The following is a 21,414-nucleotide window of genomic DNA, read 5'->3' on the forward strand; positions in this document are numbered from 1 at the left end:
GATATCGGCACCTCAGTGCCGGCGCTTGAGCTGCCATTAAATAGCCATCACGCAACCGGCGCCAGCACCAATAGCCCTAACGGTCGCAATCAAACAGGCGCAGAGAGCCAAAGCATCAGTGCACATATCAACCGTTTCAGTCACTTGTCGCCCATGTAGTCCATCTTGCCAATGGCTAAGCCGTTGTGACGCAAAATGGCGTAGGCGGTGGTGACATGAAAATAAAAGTTGGGCAGCACGAAATGCACGACATAGTCCGGCGCCGTGAAGTTGAATTCGGCATTGGGAAATTTAAGTGAGATCTCGCGCCCCTCACCACCCTCAATCTGCTCCGCGGTCACGCTCTTGACGAAATCCAGGGTTTTGCCGATACGGGCCTGAAGTTCGGCGAAGCTGCTCTCGTTATCAGCGAAGCTGGGGGGCTCAATCCCGGCCAGACGGGCGACACAGCCCTTGGCCAGGTCACTGGCAATCTGCACCTGGCGGGTCAGCGGATGCATGTCCGGCGCCAGCCGCGCATTGAGCAGCACACTGGGATCAATCTTGCGTTCCATGCAGTAGGCCTCGGCCTTGGCAAGGATGGCCGAGAGGTTGCCGAACATGCGCACGAATGACGGCACACAGGCCTGATACAGGGAAAGCGACATGGCAAAAGCTCCTTGCAGGGAGGTAACGGGACTCTGCTAGGTTAGCCACATTACTGACAAAGGAAGGGAGAGCAGATGACCGAAGAGCAGATCGCCGCCTTCTGCCTGCAACTGCCCGGCGCACGCGAAGACTACAAATGGGGCGGGGTCCGAGTGTTCTCGGTCGCCGGCAACAAGATGTTCGCCCTGCTCAACGCGGGCGTATCGTTCAAAGTCGGGCCGGAGCTATTTCTCGGCATGGTCGACCGCCCCGGCATTCGCCCTGCCCCTTACCTGGCGCGCGCCTACTGGGTCAGCATGGCGCTGCCCTGCCCCATCGGCGACGATGAAATGCGCACGCTGCTACGCCAGGCTCACCAACTGGTGGTCAGCAAGCTGCCGAAAATTCGCCAGATCGGCCTGCGCCTGGACAGTGAAATCTAGAAGCAGGCCCCTTACAGCGGCAGCCACTGCCCGAGATAGCGCCCACCGAGCAACAGATGGTCGATCCAGAAGGCCTGGTGCAACGCCACGATGGCCCAGAACACCAATTGAAAGGAAACCTTACGCGTCTTGTGGCGAAACACCTGCTGCGCAATCAGCGCGCCTGGCCAGCCGCCAATCAGTTCGGCGATATGCAGACTGTTCTCCGGCGTACGCCAGCGCCCCTTCTGTGCGGACTGCTTGTCCAGCCAGTACTGGCAGAAACTGAACAGACTGACCAGCGGATAGACCAACACCATCCAGACCACGCCGTGGCTGAACAGACTCAGGCTGCCCCATAGCGGCAGCACGCACAGCCCAGCCAGGATTAACAGTTTCAATGGCAGATCGCGAATACCCGGCGTATCGGCGCGCCTGGGCTGGCGCGTCGGCTGAGCCACTTTCGGCTGGCCAGTAGTGGACGCTTTAGCCGCAGGACGCGGTTTACGCCGGATTGCCGGTCGATCCAGGCTGAGCCCGGCATGGCGCATGTGCTGCGCGCGCGGCCGCCCCTGAGCATCACTGCCGCCGATGTAGAGCACTTCTTCGCCGGCCTGCGGACGCTTGTCGCCACGTACCGCGGAAATATGCACGAACAACTGTTCACCACCACCCTCGGGCTGGATGAAGCCGAAACCCTTGTCGTCGTTCCAGCTCTTGAGAATGCCGCGCTTTTCCATATCAGCCCTGAGCGCTGCTCCAGTCGATCAGATGGAACTGCCAGGTCGCCAGAATCAGCAGGCCAAAACCAATGCGATACCAGGCGAACAGCGCATAGCTGTGATTGGCAATGAACTTGAGCAGACCGCGCACGGCAATCATGGCGAAGATGAAGGACACCACGAAACCCAGGGCGAAAACCGGCAGGTCGCCCGGCTGGAACAGGTCACGGTACTTGTAGCCGGAGTACACCGCCGCCCCGACCATGGTCGGCATGGCCAGGAAGAAGGAGAACTCGGTGGCGGCGCGGCGCGAGAGGCCGAACAACAGGCCGCCGATGATGGTCGAGGCCGAGCGCGAGGTGCCGGGAATCATCGCCAGGCACTGGGCGAAGCCAATCTTCAGCGCCTCCTTCCAGCTCATGTCGTCCACTTCCTCGACATGAGTTTCGTGCTGGCGCCGTTCGGCCCACAGCATCACCACACCGCCGATGACCAGCGCTGCAGCCACGGTAATGGGGTTGAACAGGTACTCATGGATCAGGTCGGCAAAGGCGACCCCGATCACCACGGCCGGCAAGAAGGCAATCAGCAGGTTGGCGGTAAAGCGCTGTGCCTGGGGCTGATGCGGCACATTGAAGACAGTTTCGAGAATTTTGCGCCGATACTCCCACATCACCGCCAGGATGGCCCCCAGCTGGATGATGATGTTGAAGGCCATGGCCCGCTCGCCGCCAAAATCGATCAGGTCGGCCACCACAATCTGGTGGCCGGTACTGGAAATGGGAAGAAACTCCGTCAACCCTTCAACAATGCCGAGGATTATGGCCTTCAAAGCAATCATTACATCCATGCGCTACCTCGGACTGAGCTTTTCGTGAGAACTGCCGATAAGAATTCTTAAGGCCTGCAGCAGCAGGCAATAAATCGCCGGAATGCTACCAGAAAGCCCGGTCTAGGCGCTCTGCGCCCAAAGCTTGATTGAACTGATACTAAACTGCCACTTAACTGTACCGACCGCTCTCAGATAACAAGAAGTTGGAGTCGCCATGAACAGCCTGCGCAACCTGCCGATCAGCCGTCGGCTCTGGATCATCCTGCTCTCTGCAATTGTCATGCTATTGGCGTTGACCGGGTTGATGCTGAAGCAGAGCCTCGACGAGCTGTACCAAGCCAAAGCGCTCAAGACCCGTCATGTGGTGGAGAGTGCCATGGGCGTACTGAGGTACTTCCATGCACAGGAAAGTTCCGGCCTGAGTCGTGAGGATGCACAAAAACAGGCCATGGAAGTCATCCGCGGCCTGCGTTACGAGCAGAACGACTATTACTGGATCAATGACATGACCCCGACCATGGTCATGCACCCTACCAACCCCAAGCTGGAAGGTCAGAACCTCTCCAGCCTGAAGGATCCGGATGGCAAGTTCCTGTTCAACGAAATGGTGGAAATCGCCAAGAAACAGGGCTCCGGGCAGGTCGACTACCGCTGGCCCAAGCCAGGCTCCGAGGAACCCGTGCCGAAAATCTCCTACGTCGAGCTGTTCCAACCCTGGGGCTGGATTCTCGGATCAGGCATCTATGTCGATGACGTACAGGCCGAGTTCCGTGAACAGGTACTGCGCACCCTTGGCATCGTCGTCGTCGTCATCGGTCTACTGGCTGCGCTGGTTATCCTGATCACTCGCAGCATTTCCCGCCCACTCGATGAAGCCGTCAGCGCCATGGCCAATATCGCCAGCGGCGAAGCCGATCTGACCCGCAGCCTGGACCATAGCGGTCGAGATGAGCTCACCGCCCTGGGCGGCCACTTCAACGCCTTTACCAACAAGCTGCGCGGCGTGATCGGCCAGTCTCTGGAAGCCGCCGGCTCACTCGACCAGGCCTCGCAATCGCTGGGCGTAATCGCCAGCAATGCGCAACAGCACAGCCAGCAGCAATCCCAACAAATGGAACTGGTAGCCACCGCCATCAACGAAGTCTCCTACGCCGTGCAGGATGTGGCGAAGAATGCCGAGCACGCCGCCAGCGAGGTGCGCGAGGCCGAGCAACGCGCGCTGCAAGGCCAGGAAAGCATCGACAGCAGCCTGCGTCAGATCGACCAGCTCTCCGACACCATCGGCCAGGCCGTCGAGGTCATCCAGAGCCTGGCTCAGGAAAGCACCCAGATCGGCAGTGTGCTGGAGGTCATTCGCTCGATTGCCGAACAAACCAACCTTCTTGCCCTCAACGCGGCCATCGAGGCGGCTCGCGCCGGCGAACAGGGCCGAGGTTTTGCCGTGGTAGCCGACGAAGTACGCCTGCTGGCTCAGCGCACACAGCAATCGACTGCTGAGATCCACACCATGATCGAACGCCTGCAAGGCAACTCGGAGGCCGCGGTCAAGGTGATCAACGCCAGCAGCCAGGCCACCCAGCAGACCGTCGAGCAGGCCCGACAGGCGGGCGAGAACCTCAGCCAGATTGCCGCCGCCCTGCGCAATATCACCGGACTCAATGCTTCCATCGCCAGTGCCACACTGCAACAGTCGCACGTCGTTGAGGACATCAACCACAACGTGACGCAGGCCGCCTCGCTGGCCCATGAAAATGCCCTGGCAGCGGATCAGTCGAGCGAGGCAAGCCACAGCCTGGGCCAACTGGCCAGCCGGCTGAGCGGTCTGTTGAACCAATTCCGCGTGTGAGGTGTGGATGAGCGACATGCAGCACCAGGAGGTCAACCTCGGCCAGCAGCAGAACCAGGACCTGATCTGGGATCTGGACAGCATTGCCCGCCGCGAACTGGCCGAGCGCTTCATCAAGCTGTTCGAAAACCGCCTGTGCGTGTATTCCGAATCCACCCGCCAGCTCTACACCAACTACGACCTGCACTTTCCCAGTGACTACGGACGCAAGATGGTGGTGCTGCCCAACCCCTATGCCTTCCACGACACCCTGCACGGCATTGAAAGCCTGGCCGTGCGCAAGACCGGCCTGTGCGTCCTGCCCGGTGTCGTACTGGGCAAACCAGGCCTGCTGCTGACCACCCAAATGAAGGAAGGTGGCCCCGCGCCCAAGACCATGCCGTTCAAACAGGCCCTGGCGCAGATCATCAGTAACCAGAAAAAGATCGGCGATGTATTTCTGCCGATCCTGATGAAAGGCGATCTGCGCGAGTTCGACCAGAAAATGCCCTATATCCACCTGCATCGCCTGCAAGTGCAAAAGCTCACGCGTCTGTCGTCCTTCGAGCGCGACGACATACAGCAAACCATCACCCGCAAGTTGTTGATGCTCTACCGCCAGGCGGACAGCCTGGACTGTTAGTGGCTCTTCAGCCCCGTCCCAATCGAGTGTGTAACCCTGGCTTTACAGCTCCCGCGCCATGAGGCTGAGTGGGTGTGCAGTGTTTCATCGCCTTTACACTGGGCCGCGCCTGGCAAACCTTTGCCCTAGAGGCTTGCGCCAAAACGGGCGCCGCAAAAATGTTTCGTCGATGAAACACAAAGGCTCTGCCTAGGCTTCAGACAAATCTCGCAAGAGATTGATTTTTAAGACAATGCTTTAAATGGCACAAAGACTGCCTTGATCGATTGGCCAGAAACTCGTTCAAGGATACGGCGATGAAACCCCTGTTCTTTGTCTGCCAGGGCTTGGTCTTCTCACTGATTTTCCAGGCTATTCCGTCCTTCGCCGGTGACGGCGATGTGATCCTCACCCGCACCGTACAACCCCGCGTGGCAACCAGGGCACCCCTCGTCCCAGACCCGAACCCGGTCAAGGTCAATGTCTCTCCCGCCCGTCAGATAGAACGCCAGACGGGTGAGCTCAGCGATGCCGATTTCGCCAATGTCAGCGGTAGCCTCGGCGCTCAGAATCGCATGCTCAACCCTGATAACTCCGGGGTCTTGAGCAACAGCCAGCTGCGTCACTCCGGCACATCGGCCGGGCATGGCGCCGGCACCTCCAGCAGTGGTCTGGGCGGACAAATCAACCGCACCGTACAGCAAGGGCTAAGCCCACTGCAGAACCTGGGAGGACGCTGAAATGCGCCCTTTCATCGCGCTCGTGCTGGGCCTGGGCGGGGTCATAGGCACCTCCACCAGCCTTGCGGAAAACACTGCTCATATCGGCAGCAGCGGACAGGATTATCGGGGCAACCTGATGGTCAATCAGGCCGCAGGGGATTGGCAGCAGCAGGCCAATAGCCGGGCAATCGCAATAGGTCATGGCAGCCAGACCAGCATCGCCATACAGCAGGATATCGAAGCCCTCCCGGCCAGCGCCGCTGGCAATGCCAAGGCTGAAATCGCAGGTGCCGCCTTCAGCAGGGGCAGCGGCATCCTTGGCATCAACCAGGGAGCCGGCATCGGCAACCAGCAAATCAATGCGTTACGCCTGCAACAGGGCGTAGCAGCACACAGCCTCGACGATGACGAGCTGGCTCAAAGCGCGTCCTTGTCCCCCCTCTCCGGCGCAGCCGAATCACTGGCAGGGTCACGCCTGGTCGTTACTGACGACAAGGCGTTCTCCGGTAGTCGTGGTGTGGTCCAGCTGAACCAGAGCGCCGGCGTTGGCAATCAATCGGCCAACAGCTTCGGCATCAGGGTAGTGGAAGCACCCTGAACCAACTGACCATGTACAGCAGGAGACATCATGAAAACGCCCAAGATTCTCAGCCCACTCGCCGTGGTGATTGCAGCAGCGCTGGCCAGCAGTGGCGCCTATGCCTTCAACTTCGGTTCTGACGCCGACGCTTCGATCACCGACAGCCAAGACGTCAACTACAACACCGTCAACAACAAGATGACGGTTAACAATGCCAAAGTGAAGGACGGCTCGATCACCGATGTTAGTGGTAATGCCGGTGTCAACGTGGTGGCCGGCGACAACAACCAGCAGGCCAACGCAGCAGCACTGGCCAGCGCCGATGCCTCGTTCGTATTCGGTTCGAATGCCAATGCGACCATCGATGTCAACCAGAACGGTAACAACAACCTTCTCAACAATGTCAGCGTGCCGAACACCGCCAGTCTGAACGGCTCGCTCTACAACACCTCAGGCAATGTCGGGGTCAACATCGCGGCGGGCAATTACAACCAACAGAAAAACGACATGGCAGCAGCCGTGGCCGGCGGTAGCGCTAGCGCCAGCGCCGGCGTCAGCCAGACCCTGAGCGGCAACACCACCAACAACGCGGCGCAGATTGCGCTGGGTGAGGTCGCGAAGAAGGTCAATGTCGAACTGAGCGGGACCTATGAGGGCAACTCCAAGCAAAGCAACAATGTTTATCCGGAAATCTGGGTAGGCGGTAGTGATCCTGATCACCCCGGCGGCGGCACTCAGATTGGGCATATCGACTATGACAACGAAGGCGAAAACCCCGGCAAATTCAAGTTCCGCGAGGAAGGCGACATTACCCTGTCCGGCAGCGTGACCTCGATCAACACCGTAATTACGAAGATCGTCCCGGTCACCAACAACGCCACCTTGTCCAATGCGCTGTACTCGGTATCCGGCAATGTCGGCGTCAACATCGCCGCAGGCGGCGGCAACCAGCAGGCCAATGCGCTGTCCATCGCGGCAGCATGCAATGTCTGCGGCAGTACGACTCCAGGCTTGGATTAAGACCTGAGCAGTGCAGAGGCGCCTCGTCAGGAGGCGCCTCCCTGCAGCAGGAAGGACCCATGCTCAGAATAGTTGCCATCGCTGGCTGCTTGCTGTGCAGCACTCAACTCATGGCCGGACAACAGGGCATTCCAGCCCTGCCTGGTGGTGGATTGGTGTTTAAGCAGGTCGAAAGCCTGCGCGAGCGGCGCTTTGCCGGACTGGTCGAACAAAAGACCGACTTCAGTTGCGGCGCGGCTGCAATCGCCACCCTGCTCAACCAGGCCTACGGCATGAACCTCAGCGAGGCCGATGTGATAGTCGGCATGCTGGACAGCGCCGATATCGAGCAAGTGCGCACCCAGGGATTTTCCATGCTGGATATGAAGCGCTACGCCCAGGGCCTGGGACTGCGTGCTCGCGGCTATCGTATCGATGCCCAGGCGCTGGAACAGATCAAGGTGCCGGCCATCGTGCTGCTCGATATTCGCGGCTACAAACACTTCGTCGTGATGCAGCGCAGCCACAGTGGCTGGGTATACATCGGCGATCCGGTACTGGGGCACAAGCGCATGAGCCTGGACGAGTTCGCCAAGGGCTGGAACGGCATCGTATTTGCGCTTATCGGTCCCGGTTACAACCGCAACAACGCGTTGCTATCCCCACCTGAGCCCTTGACCGCCAGGCAGCGCCTGGATCGCTTCAAGCCGGTGCAGGATGCCGAGCTCATGGAATTCGGCTTTATCCAGAGCGACTTTTTCTGATGCGGGTCCCGCCCACATCGAGGACGTCACCATGAAAGCTATTCATTGGCTTGTTACTCCCCTGCTGGTCGTCAGCCTGCAGGCACATGCCACTCCTGTGTTGCAGCCCATAGAACTGAGTGACAAGGAACTGGCGCAGCTACGTGGGCGTTATGTGCTCCCCGACCGCATCATCAACTTCGGTGTGACCATGAATACCCTCTGGCAGAACGCTGCCGGCCAGGCCATTGGCGCCCAGGTCAGCCTGCAGGTACAAGCCAACCTGCAACCACAGCTGAGCGTTTCCTTCACTGACAAGACTGGCAATGCTACTGCTCTGCCGGCGGCGAGCGGACAAATCATCGGTGGCGCTGGCCTTTCCCAGGTCGACGGCGTGGTACAGAGCGTGCGCAGCGCCGGCGACTTCAATCGCGGCAATAACCAGATAGAGCTGGAGATTCACAAAAACCAGGCCGCCCCCGTCAGCGCCGGCGCAATCGTCATTGCCAATGGCGCGCAAAGCTTCAGCAACGCCGCCGGCCAGGTCAAAGTGCTGACCAACGCCCAGGGCCTGCAGGTACAGCTCAGTGCAGCAGGGCAAGGCACCGCCAGCCAGCAACTCGGGCAAGGCGGCATTCGTCAGCAGACCGAAATACTCGGCAGCCTGAACAGAGTGCAAAACCTGACTACATTGAGTGTTGGGCTGCGAGAGCGTCTGGAGGGAGCAGGACTCGCCTCGCCTGACTGCTTCACGCCTCACTCGTTAAGCCGCCCGATCGGATACTGACTGCCAAGGAGCCCCGATGAAACGGCCCAACCCCACGCCCGCCCTATTGACGCTCGCCCTCGCCTGCTCGGCCCAGGCCGCCAGCGATGCCGATGTGGCTGCGCTACGCGCCGAGTTGCAGGCCCTGCAGCAGCGCTACCAGGCACAGCAGAATGCACTGATGGTACTGGAACAGCGCCTGCGTGATGTCGAAGGACAACGACAACCTGCCCCTGCTCAAACCGCACAAGCCTCGCCACCTCCAGCCACTCAGTCGGCAGCGCAAAACGTCGCCAGCAACAGCGGCTCGTCCTATGGCTCTCGCCTGCAGGAAGACAGTGAGCCAGCGCCAAGCGTGGAAAACATCTACCAGGAAGCCAGCGGCTTCTTCGGTGGTGGCAGCTGGAGCTTCGAACCAGGCTTCACCTATACCCACTACGATGCCCGCCAGCTGTTTCTCAATGGCTTCCTCGCCCTGGACGCGATCTTCCTGGGCAACCTCGGCATCGATCAGATCAACTCCGACAGCCTGACGGTTGATCTGACCACCCGTTACAACTGGCAACAGCGCTGGCAGTTCGACCTCAACGTGCCTGTCGTCTATCGCGAAGCGACCTATGAGTCTGCCGGAGCCGGCGGCGCCAGCACCCAGGTCAGCGATGAGACCGTTACCGGCGACCCTCGTTTGGGCGATGTCAGCTTCGGTGTCTCCTATAAATTCATGGACGAAACCGCCGATCTGCCAGATGCCGTGTTCAGCCTGCGCCTCAAAGCCCCCACTGGCGACGAACCCTACGGCATCAAACTGCGCGAGGTGCCTGGCAACAACAACCTGAATGTTCCGGAGGACTTGCCAACCGGTAATGGCGTCTGGTCGCTGACGCCCGGCATCAGCCTGGTCAAGACCATCGACCCCGCCGTGCTGTTCGGCAGCCTGTCTTACACCTTCAACTTTGAAGAGAGCTTCGACGACATCAGCGCGCAGCAAGGTGTGAAAGTACCCGGCAAGGTCGATCTGGGTAATTGGATACAGCTGGGCGTAGGCACGGCATTCGCCCTCAACGAACGCATGAGCCTGTCCATGTCCTTTTCCGAGTTGATTGCCCAAAAAAGCCGTATCAAGCAGGACGGTGGTACCTGGCAGAGCATCAGCAGCAGTGATGCCAACGCGGCTTATTTCAACATCGGTATGACGCTGGCCGGCGAAGACGGCCTCAGCATCGTGCCCAACCTGGCGATCGGCTTGACCCCAGATGCACCGGACTTCAGTTTCAGCGTGAAATTTCCCTACTACTTCTGAAGCACTAACGCATCTGGTGCTTGTGCAGAAGGCGATAGAGGGTCGGCCGAGAAACCCCCAATGCCAGAGCGGCGCGGCTCATGTTGTCGGCATGGCGAAGCAGTGCATCACTGAGCGCTTGCTGCTCAGCACGATTGATATAGTCCTCAAGGGTATTGAGCGCAGGATGCCGCGAGAACCCATCGGTAAGCCCCAGATCAACCGCCTCAATCTGCTTGCCATCCGCCAGCACCATGCCTCGCCGCACGCGGTTGGCCAACTCCCGCACATTGCCAGGCCAGGCATGCTCGAGCATGGCACTGCGCGCCTGGCGACTGAAGTTGCGCGGGCGGCGGCCAATCTCCAGCGCATAGCGCTGAGCAAAGAAGTCAGCCAGGCAAGGAATATCCTCGAGCCGCTCGCGCAATGGAGTGGTCTGCACCTGCAGCACATTGAGCCGATAGTAGAGATCCTCGCGAAAACGGCCCCTGCGCACCGCCTCTTCCAGGTCGACATGGGTCGCCGCCAGCACTCGTACGTTGACCGAGATGGGGCGATGGTTGCCGACCCGCTCTATCTGCATCTCCTGCAAAAAACGCAGCAGGTTGGCCTGCAACTCCAACGGCAGGTCACCGATCTCGTCGAGGAACAAGGTGCCTCTATCAGCCAACTCGATACGGCCCAGCTTGCGCTGATGCGCGCCGGTAAAGGAGCCTTTTTCATGGCCAAACAGCTCGGACTGGATCAGGTGTTCGGGAATCGCGCCGCAATTGACCACGACAAAGGCCTCATGAGCCCTGCGCGAAAGCCGGTGCAGAGTATGTGCCACCAATTCCTTGCCGGTACCGCTCTCCCCCCGAATCAACACCGGAGCATCCGTAGGCGCCAACTTGGCCAACAGTCGGCGCAGATCACAGATCTTTCGGCTCGCTCCCAGCAGATCGTGATCATCCGACTCCCGACTCTCGGAACCCACCTTGCCACGCAACCTGGCCATACCCAGGGCGCGTCCTAGAGCAATATCGAGCCGACCGAAGTCAAACGGTAAGGTGTGATAGTCGAAGAACCACTCGCCAATGAAGTTGCCGATCTCCGAATCCTGCAGAGCATCGGCATTGAGTACGGCAATCCACTCGGTGCCACTCTGGCTGATCAATTCCTTGAGCGCTTCAGGCCGGGCCAGATGGGTAGGGCGCAGACGTATCAGCCCCACATCGAAAATGGCATTACCTGCATCTGCCAAGCCGCAACTGTGCACCGCCCAGGCGCTTGCCTGAAGATGGGGCAGCAACAACTCGCACTCTTGACAGGGATCTACCACCAGCAACCGCCGTGGCGCCTCAGTCAATACTTGCGACATAACCATTCCTTGGCGCCATTTTTTTGAAAACTTATTAAAAACAACAATTTGGCGCAACGAAAAGAGCCTAGCAAAGACAAACGGCGGCCAAAGAACGATTACCTATAAGGTATGAGTCAAATAATTGATAACGCTCCTAAAAATCCACCCGGTTATGACTTCTTGCCATCAACCCGGTGTATTGGCATAAACCTACCCCATAACAAAATTGCCACACGGATGTTGATGTCATGCGAATGCTGCGCCGCGCTCTAGCACTGATCCTCCTACTTATCCTCGCCGCGATCGCCGTAGTGCTCTATTACATCGCCCGGCCAAACCTGCCGCTTTTCGACAAGCCGCAGCAAGTGCACTACCTCGACCAGTGGAATGAGCAGCAGCGCCAGACCTACTACTACACCCCTCAGGGCACCACGGTGAAAGGCCTGCGCTACGACTGGTTTACCGCCCTGGAACTGCCCTTCTCCCAGGAAAAATTCGCCAGCCCCGACTACCTCGCCCGATTCGGTTTTTTGACCGACCCCCGGCAACAGCCCAGCGCGCTCAATCCCGGTAACCTGCCTGTAGGCTTCGCCCGCCACCAGGACGATGAGAGCGGCGTGCAATACCTGGACATCACCTGCTCTGCCTGCCACAGCGGCGAACTGCGTTACCGAGGCCAGGCCGTGCGCATTGACGGCGGCGCCGCCCTGCACTCGCTGGCATCCACCGTGCCCACGCTCAAAGGCGGCAGCTTTGGCCAGGCGCTCGGCATGAGCATGGCCTTCACCTACTACAACCCGATCAAATTCCACCGCTTCGCCAAGACCGTCCTGGGCGAGAACTACGACCAGGACAAAGATCAGCTACGCGAAGACTTCAAGGCGGTGCTCGACCGCCTGCTCGGCACTGCCTATAACGACTGGCATCGCGGCCTTTATCCGACTGAGGAAGGTTTCGGTCGCACCGACGCCTTCGGTCGTATCGCCAACAGCGTCTTCGGCGATGCCATCGATGCCAGCAACTACCGGGTCGCCAATGCCCCGGTCAGCTATCCACAGGTGTGGGACATCTGGAAGTTCGACTGGGTACAGTGGAACGGCTCGGCCATGCAGCCGATGGCACGCAATATCGGTGAAGCCCTGGGTGTCGGCGCCACCCTGCATTTATTTGGCGAAGACGGGCAGCCGCTGACGCACGAGCAGCGCTACCCCTCCAGTGTGCGCCTGCGCGACCTATTCACACTTGAAGAAACCCTCAAGCAACTCAAGCCGCCGACATGGCCCGAGGAGGTGCTGGGCAAGGTAGATATGGAACTGGCCAGCCAGGGCCGGGCCTTGTTTGCCGAGAACTGCGCCTACTGCCACGCCCCCGACCCGGTACCGCGTGACCAGCGCCTGGCCCCGGCCCGCGACCCGGAATGGCACATGCGCATCGTGCCGACCCGCATCATCGGCACCGACCCGACCACTGCCAACAACATCGCCGACCACCGTTTCGATATTCGCAAGCTGGGCTGGCAGAAAAGCGAGCTGGCCAACCTGGACGTCAAGCTGTTTGGCAGCGACCTGAGCGAAGTGGACTTCGCCAGCATCTCCAGCGCCAAGGGCCTGGCCTATGTCACCGCCTATGTTGAGGACCGCGCCTACCGCGACGCCGGTATCCAGCCCCGCGAGCGCTGGCGCATGGACGGCTACGGCCTGGCCATCGGCGTACAGGAAAAGCGTGGTTACAAGGCGCGCCCGCTTGACGGCATCTGGGCAACCCCGCCCTTCCTGCACAACGGCTCGGTACCCAACCTGTTTCAGTTGCTCTCGCCAGTGGTCGAGCGTGACCGCAGTTTCTGGGTCGGCAACTTCGAGTACGACCCCAAACGCGCGGGCTACGTCACCACTGAATTCCAGGGTGGTTTCCTGTTCGATACCAGCGTTACCGGCAACGGCAACCGTGGCCACGAGTTCCGCGACGGCTGTCGTAACGAGGGCGTTATTGGCCGCTACCTGGAGCCGGAAGAGCGTTATGCGCTGATCGAGTACCTCAAGGTCATGGGCAACGAGTCTATGGAAAGCCAACTGCAGCCAGCCGAAAGTCGTCCCTGGACACCCGGCCCCAGCTGCCAGAACAACCATTAAGGAATAACGCCATGCTCATGCGTGTCTGGCTTCGACTCTGCCGCCTGCTAGGCAAATTGCTGTTGACCCTGCTGATAGTAGGTTTGCTTGGCTGGGGGGCTGGCGAAGCCTATTACGCCTGGAAGTTCTCCGGCCCGGTCTCGGCCGAGGAACAAATCCCGCCGGAAGAAGCCGCCCTGACCCAGACCATCATCGAAGATGCCATCCGCGTGGTCGAACAGCATCGTGACAACACCCGTGTACTGCGTGATGCCCATGCCAAGGCCCACGGCTGCGTGAAAGCCGAAGTCAGCGTGCTGGCAGACCTCGCCCCCGCCTTGCGCCAGGGCGTGTTCAGTGAACCCGGCAAAACCTGGCAAGCCTGGATGCGCCTGTCCAACGGTAACTCCTACCCGCAGTTTGACCGCGCCCGCGACGCCCGTGGCATGGCCATCAAGCTGCTCGACGTACCGGGCGACAAACTGCTCAGCAGCAAAGCCACCGCTGGCAACCAGGACTTCGTGATGTTCAACCACCCGGCGTTCTTCATTCGCGACGTAGCCGAGTACAAGCAGAACTTCGCCGCCCAGGCCGATGGCAAGAAGGCCATGGCGTTCTTCCCCAGCTGGGACCCGCGCACCTGGGAAATCCGCCACCTGGTCATTGCCCTGAAGACCCTGGCGCCCGCCCCGGAAACACCGGTGGCGACCACCTACAACTCGATTGCGCCCTTCAAGTACGGCCCGCACAACATCAAGTACCGGGTCATCCCCGACCCGGCCAGCTGTCCGCCGTATGAACTGCCAGAGCAGAACCGCGACCTGCCCAACTTTTTGCGCAACGCCCTGTACCAGCAATTGTCGCTGGACCGGGTGCCCGCCTGCTTCGCCCTGCAGGTGCAATTGCAGAACCCGAACTACTACATGCCCATCGAGGACCCCAGCGTGGAGTGGAGCGAAAAGATCTCCCCCTTCCAGACGGTCGCGACCATCAAGGTGCCGGCCCAGGACTTCGATAGCCGTGAACAAAACCTGTTCTGTGACAACCTCTCATTCAACCCCTGGCATGCCCTGTCCGAACATCGCCCCATCGGCGGCATCAACCGCCTGCGCAAGTCGGTGTACGAAGCCGTCAGCGTCTACCGCCACCAGCGGAACGACGAGCCCCAGTCACATTAACGAAAAGGCCGCCTAGCAGGCGGCCTTTTACATTCAGAGCATCAGGCTTCGAGACGGGGAAATGCACTGGCGATGGGGTCCCCCGTACAGGATGCAGCCGAGCCTGTGCGCAACTCCAACACAATCAGATGGGGAAACGCTCCCTGGTCGAACCAGTAGCGGGTACCGGACGGAAGCGACAGCAGAACGTCTTTCTCGCACAGCACAGCAAACACATGCTCGCCAATATGCAGGTTGAACAGTCCGCGCCCTGCTGCCAGCCAATGCCCCTGCGCTCCGGCTGCACACAACTCTTCCAGCATCTCGGCCTGCGGTTCGTCCTGGTAGGTGCGCGAGCAGCTCAGGCTAAGCACTTCGACACCGGCATAGCCGCGCTCAACCATCAGCTCATCGAGCGACGGGCGCAAGGCGCCAAGTACCTCATCCTGGCTCTGGCCTGGTTTGAGGGACACCTCGACCGGCCAACGCTCGAAGCCCACACCGACCTCGGCTAGCGTCGCGGCGATATCTTCGTCATGGGTCAGCAGTTTGCTCGGCACATCCGGGCTGGACTGGTGGTAGACGGTCAGGCTGCTCATGCACATGTCCTTAATGGGTTCGGTTCACCGGTGCATCGCGCAGCCGGCTGGCAATGATAAAGGCCGCCATCAATGCGGCCAAACTGGCGATGGCAAAGGTCCAGCCTGGGCCCAGACTCTTCCAGCTGTAGCCAGAGTAGAGGGCGCCCAGTGCACCGCCGACACCCGCCAGGGATGCGTATAAGGCCTGCCCCTGGCCTTGCTGACCGGCCCCAAAGCTGCGCTGGATAAAATGAATGGCCGCCGCATGGAAGCTGCCAAAGGTGGCCGCATGCAGCAGTTGGGCAAACAGCAATACGCTCAGGTACTCGGCCAGATTACCCAGCAGCAGCCAGCGCAAGGCCGCCAGCAGGAAGCTGGCCAGCAGCACCTGGCGCAACGAAAAACGCGCCAGCACGCGGGCCATGAACAGGAACAGGACGATCTCCGCCAATACCCCCAGAGCCCATAGCAGCCCGATCACCAGCCGGCTGTAGCCCAGCGACTCCAGGTGAATGCTAAGAAAGGTGTAGTACGGCCCATGGGACACCTGCATCAATCCGACGCACAGGTAGAAAGCCAGCACACCTGGCCGCCGCAGCTGGCGTAGAAAACCACCCTCGCCCGCCGTCACGCTGTGTACGCCTGGCGAGGCATTGGGCACCCAGAAGCTGCTCAGGGCGATGCCGCCAATGATGACCAGCAGCACCCAGGGATACAGCCCCAGGCTGAGGTACTGAAACAGCCAGCCAAGCCCAACCACCGCCAGCACGAAACCGATTGAGCCCCACAGACGAATCTCGCTATAGCGCGCACTCTGCTCGCGCAGATGGGCCAGGGTGATGACCTCGAACTGCGGCAGCACCGCGTGCCAGAAGAACGCGTGCAGCGCCATGACCAGCGCCAGCCAGGCGTAGCTCTGGTCGACGAAAATCAGGCTCAGGCTGAGAAAGGTACACACCGCGCCGAAACGCACGATGCGCAGGCGTTGCCCGCTGCGGTCCCCCAGCCAGCCCCAAAGGTTGGGCGCCACGCAGCGCATCAGCATGGGGATGGCGACCAGTTCACCGATACGCGCTGGGGAGAAACCCAGGTGATCAAAGTACAGCGCGAGAAAGGGGGCCGTGGCCCCCAGCAAAGCGAAATAGAACAGGTAGAAGCCGGAGAGGCGCCAGTAAGGCAGGGCGTCGCTCATAGGACTGTCCGCTGCCGGCAAGGCTGGGGTTCGCTGTGCTCTACCCAACCCACGGCGTGGATCACAGCTGCGGCAGCACCGGGGTGTTGACCTGCACATCGGCGTTCTGCCCGCGATGACGCAGCAGATGATCGAGCAGCACGATGGCCATCATCGCCTCGGCAATCGGCGTGGCGCGGATGCCGACGCAGGGATCGTGACGACCCTTGGTGATCAGCTCCACCGGGTTGCCGTCGACGTCGATGGAACGCCCCGGCGTGGTGATGCTGGAAGTCGGCTTGAGTGCCAGGTGGGCGACAATCGGCTGGCCGCTGGAAATGCCGCCCAGGATGCCGCCGGCGTTGTTGCTGAGAAAGCCTTCAGGAGTCAGCTCATCGCGGTGCTCGGTGCCGCGCTGGGCCACGCTGGCGAAGCCGGCGCCGATTTCCACGCCCTTGACCGCATTGATGCTCATCAGCGCATGGGCGAGATCCGCGTCGAGACGGTCGAAGATCGGCTCGCCCAGGCCAGGCATCACGCCTTCGGCGACCACGGTGATCTTGGCGCCTACCGAATCCTGGTCACGGCGCAGCTGGTCCATGTAGGCCTCCAGCTCCGCCACTTTGTCCGGGTCGGGACTGAAGAAGGCGTTCTGCTCGACGCTGTCCCAGGTCTTGAACGGAATCTCGATCGGGCCCAGCTGGCTCATGTAGCCACGCACCTGAATGCCCAGACCAGCCAGCACTTTCTTTGCGATAGCGCCAGCGGCAACGCGCATGGCGGTTTCGCGCGCCGAGCTACGGCCGCCGCCGCGGTAGTCGCGGATGCCGTATTTGTGGTGGTAGGTGTAGTCGGCGTGGGCCGGACGGAACAGGTCCTTGATCGCCGAGTAGTCCTTGGACTTCTGGTCGGTGTTGCGGATCAGCAGGCCGATCGGGCAGCCGGTGGTCTTGCCCTCGAACACGCCGGAGAGAATCTCGACTTCGTCGTCTTCCTGGCGCTGGGTGGTGTGACGGCTGGTGCCTGGCTTGCGCCGGTCGAGATCGCGTTGCAGGTCCTGCAGGGACAGCTCGATGCCCGGCGGGCAACCATCGACGATGGCCACCAGGGCCGGGCCATGGCTTTCGCCAGCGGTGGTGACGGTGAACAGCTTGCCGTAGGTATTGCCGGACATGCAGGGCGCTCCGCGAAATCAGCCTCGAACAAAGGTCGGCGAGTATACCCCCGGCGCCCGACCAGTTCACCTGCATTGGGCAAATGGCAGATGGCCAGCCTGAAGCCAGCACAGAACCGGCCGATAATGCTTGCACGAACGTTCAAGGATGCCGCAATGACGGAAATCGACCCTCAACCCTCGGCCCATGAGGCTGAACAGCCCCCGCAGCCACACCCTTGGGAGAACCTGACCGCCGAGCAGTTCCAGTTGCTGCGCCTGGCGCCTTTGCCCGCCGATCGCAGCAGCGGTTTGCGCCCGCTGCGCTTTGTTCGGCTGGGTCGTATTGAGCGCCATAGTGACGAGCAAAGCCTGCTGCGCCTTTCCGTCGAGGTACCGGGCCAGCGCCTGCGCCGCGAACAGAACCTGCTGGAGGTCTGGGCCGACCATCGTAACCGGGAGGTGCGCTTTGGGGCCGACAAAGGGCTGCAGGTCGAGCCGCTCAATCGTGGCCTGGGCCGTTTCCTGATGGCTCAGGGTATCGCCTGGGCGCGCCAGCGCTGGGGTAGCTACAGCGTGGAAGGTGGCGCCTTGGCAGTGAAGGATGTGCTCAGCGAGGAAGCTCGCCAGCGCCGCGACCATTTTCTGCGCATCCAGGGCTTCGAGGTGGAGTACCAGGACCTGGCGCAGGTCAAGGCCAGCTACAGTGCATCGCGCGTCAGCACCCTGAACCCGGAATGGAATCACGACAAGGTCCAGCAGCTTGAGTTGCTGGAATGCGCCGCCATGCTGCAGCAGGCCGACCAGAACCTGCATGAGCAGCAGGTGAAGATCACCAAGCTGGAACAGCGCATCGGCGTGCTCAAGCGTGAGGACAGCGGCCTGCGCTTTACCATTGCCTGCCTGGTGGCACTGGCGCTGTTTCAGGCCGGTCTGCTGATCTGGATCGCTACCCGCTAGCCCTCCAGAGCTGGCATCTACATAAACCCGTAGCCCGGATGCAATCCGGCAACGGAGTGGCCTGCGCCCCCGGACTGCACTCGGGCTACAGTTTCAACCCTTCAGGCGCGAACGAAACAGCTTCTGGTACTCACGGCACTGCGCCGCGGCCAGCAGGAACACGCCATGGCCGCCCTGTTCGAACTCCAGCCAGGTGAAGTCCACCTCTGGATACAGCGCCTCGACATGCACCTGGCTATTGCCCACCTCGACGATCAGCAGGCCCTTCTCGCTCAGATGATCGGCAGCCTCGGCCAGCATGCGTCGAACCAGGTCCAGACCATCGTCACCGCAGGCCAAGCCCAGCGCCGGTTCATGCTGGTACTCGGCCGGCATGTCGGCGAAATCCTCGGCATCCACATAGGGCGGGTTGGAAACAATCAGGTCGAAACGCTGCCCCGGCAGGCCAGCGAAACCATCGCCCTGCACCGTATAGACCCGCTCTTCCAGCTCATGCCGCTCGATATTGTGGTTGGCCACCTCCAAGGCATCGAAGGACAGATCGCCCAGCACCACCTCGGCTTCAGGGAAGGCATAGGCACAGGCGATACCGATACATCCCGAACCGGTGCACAAGTCGAGAATGCGTGCCGGCTCGGCGGGTAACCAGGGCGTGAAACGCTGGGAAATCAGCTCGGCAATAGGCGAACGCGGCACCAGCACCCGCTCATCGACCAGAAACGGCAAACCGCAAAACCAGGCCTCGCCGATCAGGTAGGCGGTCGGCACACGCTCCTCGATACGACGGCGGATCAACTCCAGCAAATGCTGCTGCTCATCCTCTTCCAGACGGCAATCGAGGTAGCTGTCGGCAATCTCAAACGGCAGGTGCAAGGCGCCCAGCACCAGCTGGCGGGCATCGTCCCAGGCATTGTCGGTACCATGACCGAAGAACAGACCGGCCTCGTGAAAACGGCTGACGGCCCAGCGAATATGGTCGCGCACGCTGCGCAGGCGGGATGGGGACACGGAGGTTACCTCGAGAAAAACAGGTCGAGATTCTAGCCGGAACCACGCAAAAGGTTCACAGATGGCCTTGGCAAGCAGAGAATAACCCCATCACAGCTACAGGAGCCCAACCATGTCCGCACCGAAAACCCTGTTCCAATTGCTCGGACGCGGTTATGCCCCTGCCACCCTGAGCAAGGCGACCTTGCTGGTCATTGATGCACAAGAGGAATATCGCAGCGGCACCCTGCAACTACCTGACATCGAGCCCGCCATCGCCGAAATCACCACGCTGCTACGCGCAGCACGCGACTGTGGCGCCCCCGTGGCGCATGTGCGCCACCTGGGTATACCGGGCGGCCTGCTCGATCCCCAGGGGCCGCGCGGCAATTTCATCAGCGGACTGGAGCCGCTGCCGGGTGAGCCGTTGGTGGAAAAACGTCTTCCCAACGCTTTTGCCGGTACCGACCTGCATGAACGCCTGCAGCAACTCGGCCATCTGGACCTGATCATCTGCGGCTTCATGACCCATTCCAGCGTCAGCACCACGGTGCGTGCCGCCAAGGACTATGGCTACCGCTGCACCCTGGTGGATGCCGCCTGCGCCACCCGCGACCTGCCCTATGATGGCGACATGATCCCGGCCCGTGACCTGCATCGCATGACCCTGGCGGCGCTGTCCGACAACTACGCCATGGTGGTGCCCCAGGCGCGCGCCTTGCTCTAGCGCAGCCAACAGGTCACCGCAGGGACCGGGCTCCGGAACCCTGAGGACGGGTTCGGGTCACAGCGCCGATACGCCAAGAGGAAATCGGTATGAAGTTGTCCGACGATGGTTTCAACGCTCGCCACTTGCGCCCCCGTGGTTCGTCCGCCTGGCGCTGGCGCCTACTGGCCGGGCTGGCAGCCCTGTTTGCCGCCTTCGGTGTGCTACTGAGCATGGCCGGTGCGGCCACCTTGCTCGGCCGCCCACCGGCTCTCGGCCCGCTAAACGACAGCATCGGCGCCGCCATCACTCTGCTGCTGTTCGGCATGTTCCTGCTCTGGGGCGGCATCAATGTTTGGCGCCGTTGCCGGAGGCGTATGCGGCGCAACCGCGGCGCAGACCTGAGCCTGTCGCCCGGCCTGCTGAAAAAACGCCACTGAAGCCGGTAAACTCGCCGCTTCCGTGGAGGCCTTCATGCAAGACGACGATTTCTCTCTGTTCCAGTCCGCCGTGCGCGGGGTCAAGCCCATCCGCCATGACCGCGCCGATACCGGCAAGCCGAAACCCGATCGCAAGCAACTCAATACCCTGCGCCAGGCTGCAACGGTAAAAACCGATGAGGTCCGTGTCGACGGTCTTTCCGACCAGTTCGTTATCGATGTCGGCGCCGAGGACGAACTCTACTGGGCCCGCGACGGCGTACAGGACGGCCAGATGCGCAAGCTCAAAGCCGGCCAGGTGCCCTTTGATGGCAGCCTGGACCTGCATGGCATGAGCGTCGAGAAGGCTCGCGAAATCCTCTGGGACTTCTTTGCCGAAGCCGCCCGCATGGAAGTGCGCTGCGCCCGCGTCACCCATGGCAAAGCCGTACGCATGGACGGTAAGCGCCCGATGATCAAAAGCCACGTCAACACCTGGCTGCGCCAGCACCCACAGGTACTCGGCTTCACCTCCTGCCTGCCCAAGCATGGAGGCACCGGTGCCGTTTATGTATTGCTCAAACGCACCATGCTCGACGGACGCGACGAGTAAACGGCTGGCAACCGAGCCCCGAGCGTCACGGCAACCACCCAGAAGCAGGCTGTACTGGCGCATTCGGCGCTTGCAAGC

At 61.0% G+C, this 21,414-nt stretch carries 23 protein-coding genes; 15 read left to right on the forward strand and 8 right to left on the reverse strand.

Features of this window, described 5'->3' with window-relative positions:
- Window positions 1-140 precede the first annotated feature (140 nt).
- Complete coding sequence (locus P7A97_RS15670; protein WP_277690933.1) at window positions 141-647, reverse strand: DUF1993 domain-containing protein; 507 nt, start codon at window positions 645-647, stop codon at window positions 141-143.
- Between the two features lie 75 nt (window positions 648-722).
- Here P7A97_RS15670 and P7A97_RS15675 point away from each other — a divergent pair, with 75 nt between their 5' ends.
- The gene (locus tag P7A97_RS15675; protein ID WP_277690934.1) at window positions 723-1,070 is read left to right on the forward strand and encodes an MmcQ/YjbR family DNA-binding protein; all 348 of its coding nucleotides are present in this window, start codon (window positions 723-725) and stop codon (window positions 1,068-1,070) included.
- Between the two features lie 11 nt (window positions 1,071-1,081).
- On the opposite strand, the gene P7A97_RS15680 is transcribed toward P7A97_RS15675, so the two are convergent.
- Both P7A97_RS15680 and P7A97_RS15685 read right to left on the reverse strand, forming a co-directional pair.
- Window positions 1,082-1,789 carry a cold shock and DUF1294 domain-containing protein gene (locus tag P7A97_RS15680; RefSeq protein WP_277690936.1) on the reverse strand — a complete coding sequence of 236 codons (708 nt, stop codon included), beginning with the start codon at window positions 1,787-1,789 and terminating at the stop codon, window positions 1,082-1,084.
- A gap of 1 nt (window position 1,790) precedes the next feature.
- Entirely contained in the window at window positions 1,791-2,621 is an 831-nt protein-coding gene (locus tag P7A97_RS15685) for an undecaprenyl-diphosphate phosphatase (RefSeq protein ID WP_277690937.1), read from the reverse strand.
- 196 nt (window positions 2,622-2,817) lie between these two features.
- Here P7A97_RS15685 and P7A97_RS15690 point away from each other — a divergent pair, with 196 nt between their 5' ends.
- The 8 genes from P7A97_RS15690 to P7A97_RS15725 all read left to right on the forward strand — a co-directional run bounded on the left by P7A97_RS15690 (window position 2,818) and on the right by P7A97_RS15725 (window position 10,160).
- Window positions 2,818-4,449, forward strand: coding sequence for a methyl-accepting chemotaxis protein (locus P7A97_RS15690; protein ID WP_277690939.1), 1,632 nt, complete (start codon window positions 2,818-2,820; stop codon window positions 4,447-4,449).
- Window positions 4,450-4,456: 7 nt separating this feature from the next.
- The gene (locus P7A97_RS15695) at window positions 4,457-5,071 is read left to right on the forward strand and encodes a hypothetical protein (RefSeq protein WP_277690940.1); all 615 of its coding nucleotides are present in this window, start codon (window positions 4,457-4,459) and stop codon (window positions 5,069-5,071) included.
- Window positions 5,072-5,367: 296 nt separating this feature from the next.
- On the forward strand, window positions 5,368-5,790 hold the full coding sequence (locus tag P7A97_RS15700) for a hypothetical protein (RefSeq protein WP_277690942.1): 423 nt from the start codon (window positions 5,368-5,370) through the stop codon (window positions 5,788-5,790).
- A 1-nt stretch (window position 5,791) separates the two neighbouring features.
- Window positions 5,792-6,370: an adhesin gene (locus P7A97_RS15705; protein ID WP_277690944.1), complete on the forward strand. Its 579-nt coding sequence runs from the start codon at window positions 5,792-5,794 to the stop codon at window positions 6,368-6,370.
- 30 nt (window positions 6,371-6,400) lie between these two features.
- On the forward strand, window positions 6,401-7,372 hold the full coding sequence (locus tag P7A97_RS15710; RefSeq protein ID WP_277690946.1) for a hypothetical protein: 972 nt from the start codon (window positions 6,401-6,403) through the stop codon (window positions 7,370-7,372).
- A gap of 110 nt (window positions 7,373-7,482) precedes the next feature.
- Window positions 7,483-8,115 (forward strand): C39 family peptidase, encoded by a 633-nt coding sequence (locus P7A97_RS15715; RefSeq protein WP_277690981.1) that lies wholly within the window; start codon window positions 7,483-7,485, stop codon window positions 8,113-8,115.
- A gap of 31 nt (window positions 8,116-8,146) precedes the next feature.
- Window positions 8,147-8,881 carry a hypothetical protein gene (locus P7A97_RS15720; RefSeq protein WP_277690947.1) on the forward strand — a complete coding sequence of 245 codons (735 nt, stop codon included), beginning with the start codon at window positions 8,147-8,149 and terminating at the stop codon, window positions 8,879-8,881.
- 16 nt (window positions 8,882-8,897) lie between these two features.
- Window positions 8,898-10,160, forward strand: coding sequence for a hypothetical protein (locus P7A97_RS15725; protein WP_277690948.1), 1,263 nt, complete (start codon window positions 8,898-8,900; stop codon window positions 10,158-10,160).
- 4 nt (window positions 10,161-10,164) lie between these two features.
- Here the strand turns inward: P7A97_RS15725 and P7A97_RS15730 are convergent, their stop codons facing one another.
- A complete protein-coding gene (locus tag P7A97_RS15730; RefSeq protein ID WP_277690983.1) occupies window positions 10,165-11,499 on the reverse strand; it encodes a sigma-54 dependent transcriptional regulator in 1,335 nt (444 codons plus the stop codon).
- A gap of 230 nt (window positions 11,500-11,729) precedes the next feature.
- Between P7A97_RS15730 and P7A97_RS15735 the strand changes: the two genes are divergently transcribed.
- Together P7A97_RS15735 and P7A97_RS15740 are read left to right on the forward strand one after the other, a co-directional pair.
- Window positions 11,730-13,610 (forward strand): di-heme-cytochrome C peroxidase, encoded by a 1,881-nt coding sequence (locus P7A97_RS15735; protein WP_277690950.1) that lies wholly within the window; start codon window positions 11,730-11,732, stop codon window positions 13,608-13,610.
- 11 nt (window positions 13,611-13,621) lie between these two features.
- A complete protein-coding gene (locus P7A97_RS15740) occupies window positions 13,622-14,767 on the forward strand; it encodes a catalase family protein (protein WP_277690951.1) in 1,146 nt (381 codons plus the stop codon).
- A gap of 41 nt (window positions 14,768-14,808) precedes the next feature.
- On the opposite strand, the gene P7A97_RS15745 is transcribed toward P7A97_RS15740, so the two are convergent.
- The 3 genes from P7A97_RS15745 to aroC all read right to left on the reverse strand — a co-directional run bounded on the left by P7A97_RS15745 (window position 14,809) and on the right by aroC (window position 17,672).
- Window positions 14,809-15,345, reverse strand: coding sequence for an acireductone dioxygenase (locus tag P7A97_RS15745; RefSeq protein ID WP_277690952.1), 537 nt, complete (start codon window positions 15,343-15,345; stop codon window positions 14,809-14,811).
- A 10-nt stretch (window positions 15,346-15,355) separates the two neighbouring features.
- Window positions 15,356-16,519 (reverse strand): MFS transporter, encoded by a 1,164-nt coding sequence (locus P7A97_RS15750; RefSeq protein ID WP_277690953.1) that lies wholly within the window; start codon window positions 16,517-16,519, stop codon window positions 15,356-15,358.
- Window positions 16,520-16,580: 61 nt separating this feature from the next.
- A complete protein-coding gene (gene aroC / locus P7A97_RS15755; protein ID WP_277690954.1) occupies window positions 16,581-17,672 on the reverse strand; it encodes a chorismate synthase in 1,092 nt (363 codons plus the stop codon).
- 156 nt (window positions 17,673-17,828) lie between these two features.
- On the opposite strand from aroC, the gene P7A97_RS15760 reads away from it, so the two are divergent.
- On the forward strand, window positions 17,829-18,611 hold the full coding sequence (locus tag P7A97_RS15760) for a hypothetical protein (RefSeq protein ID WP_277690955.1): 783 nt from the start codon (window positions 17,829-17,831) through the stop codon (window positions 18,609-18,611).
- Window positions 18,612-18,704: 93 nt separating this feature from the next.
- Here P7A97_RS15760 and prmB read toward each other — a convergent pair whose 3' ends face one another.
- Window positions 18,705-19,619: a 50S ribosomal protein L3 N(5)-glutamine methyltransferase gene (prmB, locus tag P7A97_RS15765; RefSeq protein WP_277690956.1), complete on the reverse strand. Its 915-nt coding sequence runs from the start codon at window positions 19,617-19,619 to the stop codon at window positions 18,705-18,707.
- Between the two features lie 112 nt (window positions 19,620-19,731).
- Here prmB and P7A97_RS15770 point away from each other — a divergent pair, with 112 nt between their 5' ends.
- From P7A97_RS15770 to P7A97_RS15780, 3 genes are all read left to right on the forward strand, one after another.
- Window positions 19,732-20,325 carry a cysteine hydrolase family protein gene (locus P7A97_RS15770; protein WP_277690957.1) on the forward strand — a complete coding sequence of 198 codons (594 nt, stop codon included), beginning with the start codon at window positions 19,732-19,734 and terminating at the stop codon, window positions 20,323-20,325.
- Between the two features lie 89 nt (window positions 20,326-20,414).
- Window positions 20,415-20,744: a hypothetical protein gene (locus tag P7A97_RS15775; RefSeq protein WP_277690958.1), complete on the forward strand. Its 330-nt coding sequence runs from the start codon at window positions 20,415-20,417 to the stop codon at window positions 20,742-20,744.
- 34 nt (window positions 20,745-20,778) lie between these two features.
- Window positions 20,779-21,336 carry a Smr/MutS family protein gene (locus tag P7A97_RS15780; protein WP_277690959.1) on the forward strand — a complete coding sequence of 186 codons (558 nt, stop codon included), beginning with the start codon at window positions 20,779-20,781 and terminating at the stop codon, window positions 21,334-21,336.
- Window positions 21,337-21,414 lie beyond the last annotated feature (78 nt).

The sequence above is a fragment of the Pseudomonas sp. GOM6 genome (assembly GCF_029537485.1).
Lineage (GTDB): Bacteria > Pseudomonadota > Gammaproteobacteria > Pseudomonadales > Pseudomonadaceae > Aquipseudomonas.

Excerpts from the sequence above, each read along its gene's own strand:
- P7A97_RS15720 (WP_277690947.1), top strand. The coding sequence starts at position 8,147 with ATGAAAGCTATTCATTGGCTTGTTACTCCCCTGCTGGTCGTCAGCCTG.
- P7A97_RS15745 (WP_277690952.1), bottom strand. The coding sequence starts at position 15,345 with ATGAGCAGCCTGACCGTCTACCACCAGTCCAGCCCGGATGTGCCGAGC.
- P7A97_RS15740 (WP_277690951.1), top strand. The coding sequence starts at position 13,622 with ATGCTCATGCGTGTCTGGCTTCGACTCTGCCGCCTGCTAGGCAAATTG.
- P7A97_RS15775 (WP_277690958.1), top strand. The coding sequence starts at position 20,415 with ATGAAGTTGTCCGACGATGGTTTCAACGCTCGCCACTTGCGCCCCCGT.
- P7A97_RS15770 (WP_277690957.1), top strand. The coding sequence starts at position 19,732 with ATGTCCGCACCGAAAACCCTGTTCCAATTGCTCGGACGCGGTTATGCC.
- P7A97_RS15680 (WP_277690936.1), bottom strand. The coding sequence starts at position 1,789 with ATGGAAAAGCGCGGCATTCTCAAGAGCTGGAACGACGACAAGGGTTTC.
- P7A97_RS15730 (WP_277690983.1), bottom strand. The coding sequence starts at position 11,499 with ATGTCGCAAGTATTGACTGAGGCGCCACGGCGGTTGCTGGTGGTAGAT.
- P7A97_RS15750 (WP_277690953.1), bottom strand. The coding sequence starts at position 16,519 with ATGAGCGACGCCCTGCCTTACTGGCGCCTCTCCGGCTTCTACCTGTTC.
- P7A97_RS15725 (WP_277690948.1), top strand. The coding sequence starts at position 8,898 with ATGAAACGGCCCAACCCCACGCCCGCCCTATTGACGCTCGCCCTCGCC.
- P7A97_RS15675 (WP_277690934.1), top strand. The coding sequence starts at position 723 with ATGACCGAAGAGCAGATCGCCGCCTTCTGCCTGCAACTGCCCGGCGCA.
- P7A97_RS15705 (WP_277690944.1), top strand. The coding sequence starts at position 5,792 with ATGCGCCCTTTCATCGCGCTCGTGCTGGGCCTGGGCGGGGTCATAGGC.
- P7A97_RS15685 (WP_277690937.1), bottom strand. The coding sequence starts at position 2,621 with ATGGATGTAATGATTGCTTTGAAGGCCATAATCCTCGGCATTGTTGAA.
- P7A97_RS15710 (WP_277690946.1), top strand. The coding sequence starts at position 6,401 with ATGAAAACGCCCAAGATTCTCAGCCCACTCGCCGTGGTGATTGCAGCA.
- P7A97_RS15715 (WP_277690981.1), top strand. The coding sequence starts at position 7,483 with ATGGCCGGACAACAGGGCATTCCAGCCCTGCCTGGTGGTGGATTGGTG.
- P7A97_RS15700 (WP_277690942.1), top strand. The coding sequence starts at position 5,368 with ATGAAACCCCTGTTCTTTGTCTGCCAGGGCTTGGTCTTCTCACTGATT.
- aroC (WP_277690954.1), bottom strand. The coding sequence starts at position 17,672 with ATGTCCGGCAATACCTACGGCAAGCTGTTCACCGTCACCACCGCTGGC.
- P7A97_RS15780 (WP_277690959.1), top strand. The coding sequence starts at position 20,779 with ATGCAAGACGACGATTTCTCTCTGTTCCAGTCCGCCGTGCGCGGGGTC.
- P7A97_RS15695 (WP_277690940.1), top strand. The coding sequence starts at position 4,457 with ATGAGCGACATGCAGCACCAGGAGGTCAACCTCGGCCAGCAGCAGAAC.
- P7A97_RS15735 (WP_277690950.1), top strand. The coding sequence starts at position 11,730 with ATGCGAATGCTGCGCCGCGCTCTAGCACTGATCCTCCTACTTATCCTC.
- P7A97_RS15670 (WP_277690933.1), bottom strand. The coding sequence starts at position 647 with ATGTCGCTTTCCCTGTATCAGGCCTGTGTGCCGTCATTCGTGCGCATG.
- P7A97_RS15690 (WP_277690939.1), top strand. The coding sequence starts at position 2,818 with ATGAACAGCCTGCGCAACCTGCCGATCAGCCGTCGGCTCTGGATCATC.
- P7A97_RS15760 (WP_277690955.1), top strand. The coding sequence starts at position 17,829 with ATGACGGAAATCGACCCTCAACCCTCGGCCCATGAGGCTGAACAGCCC.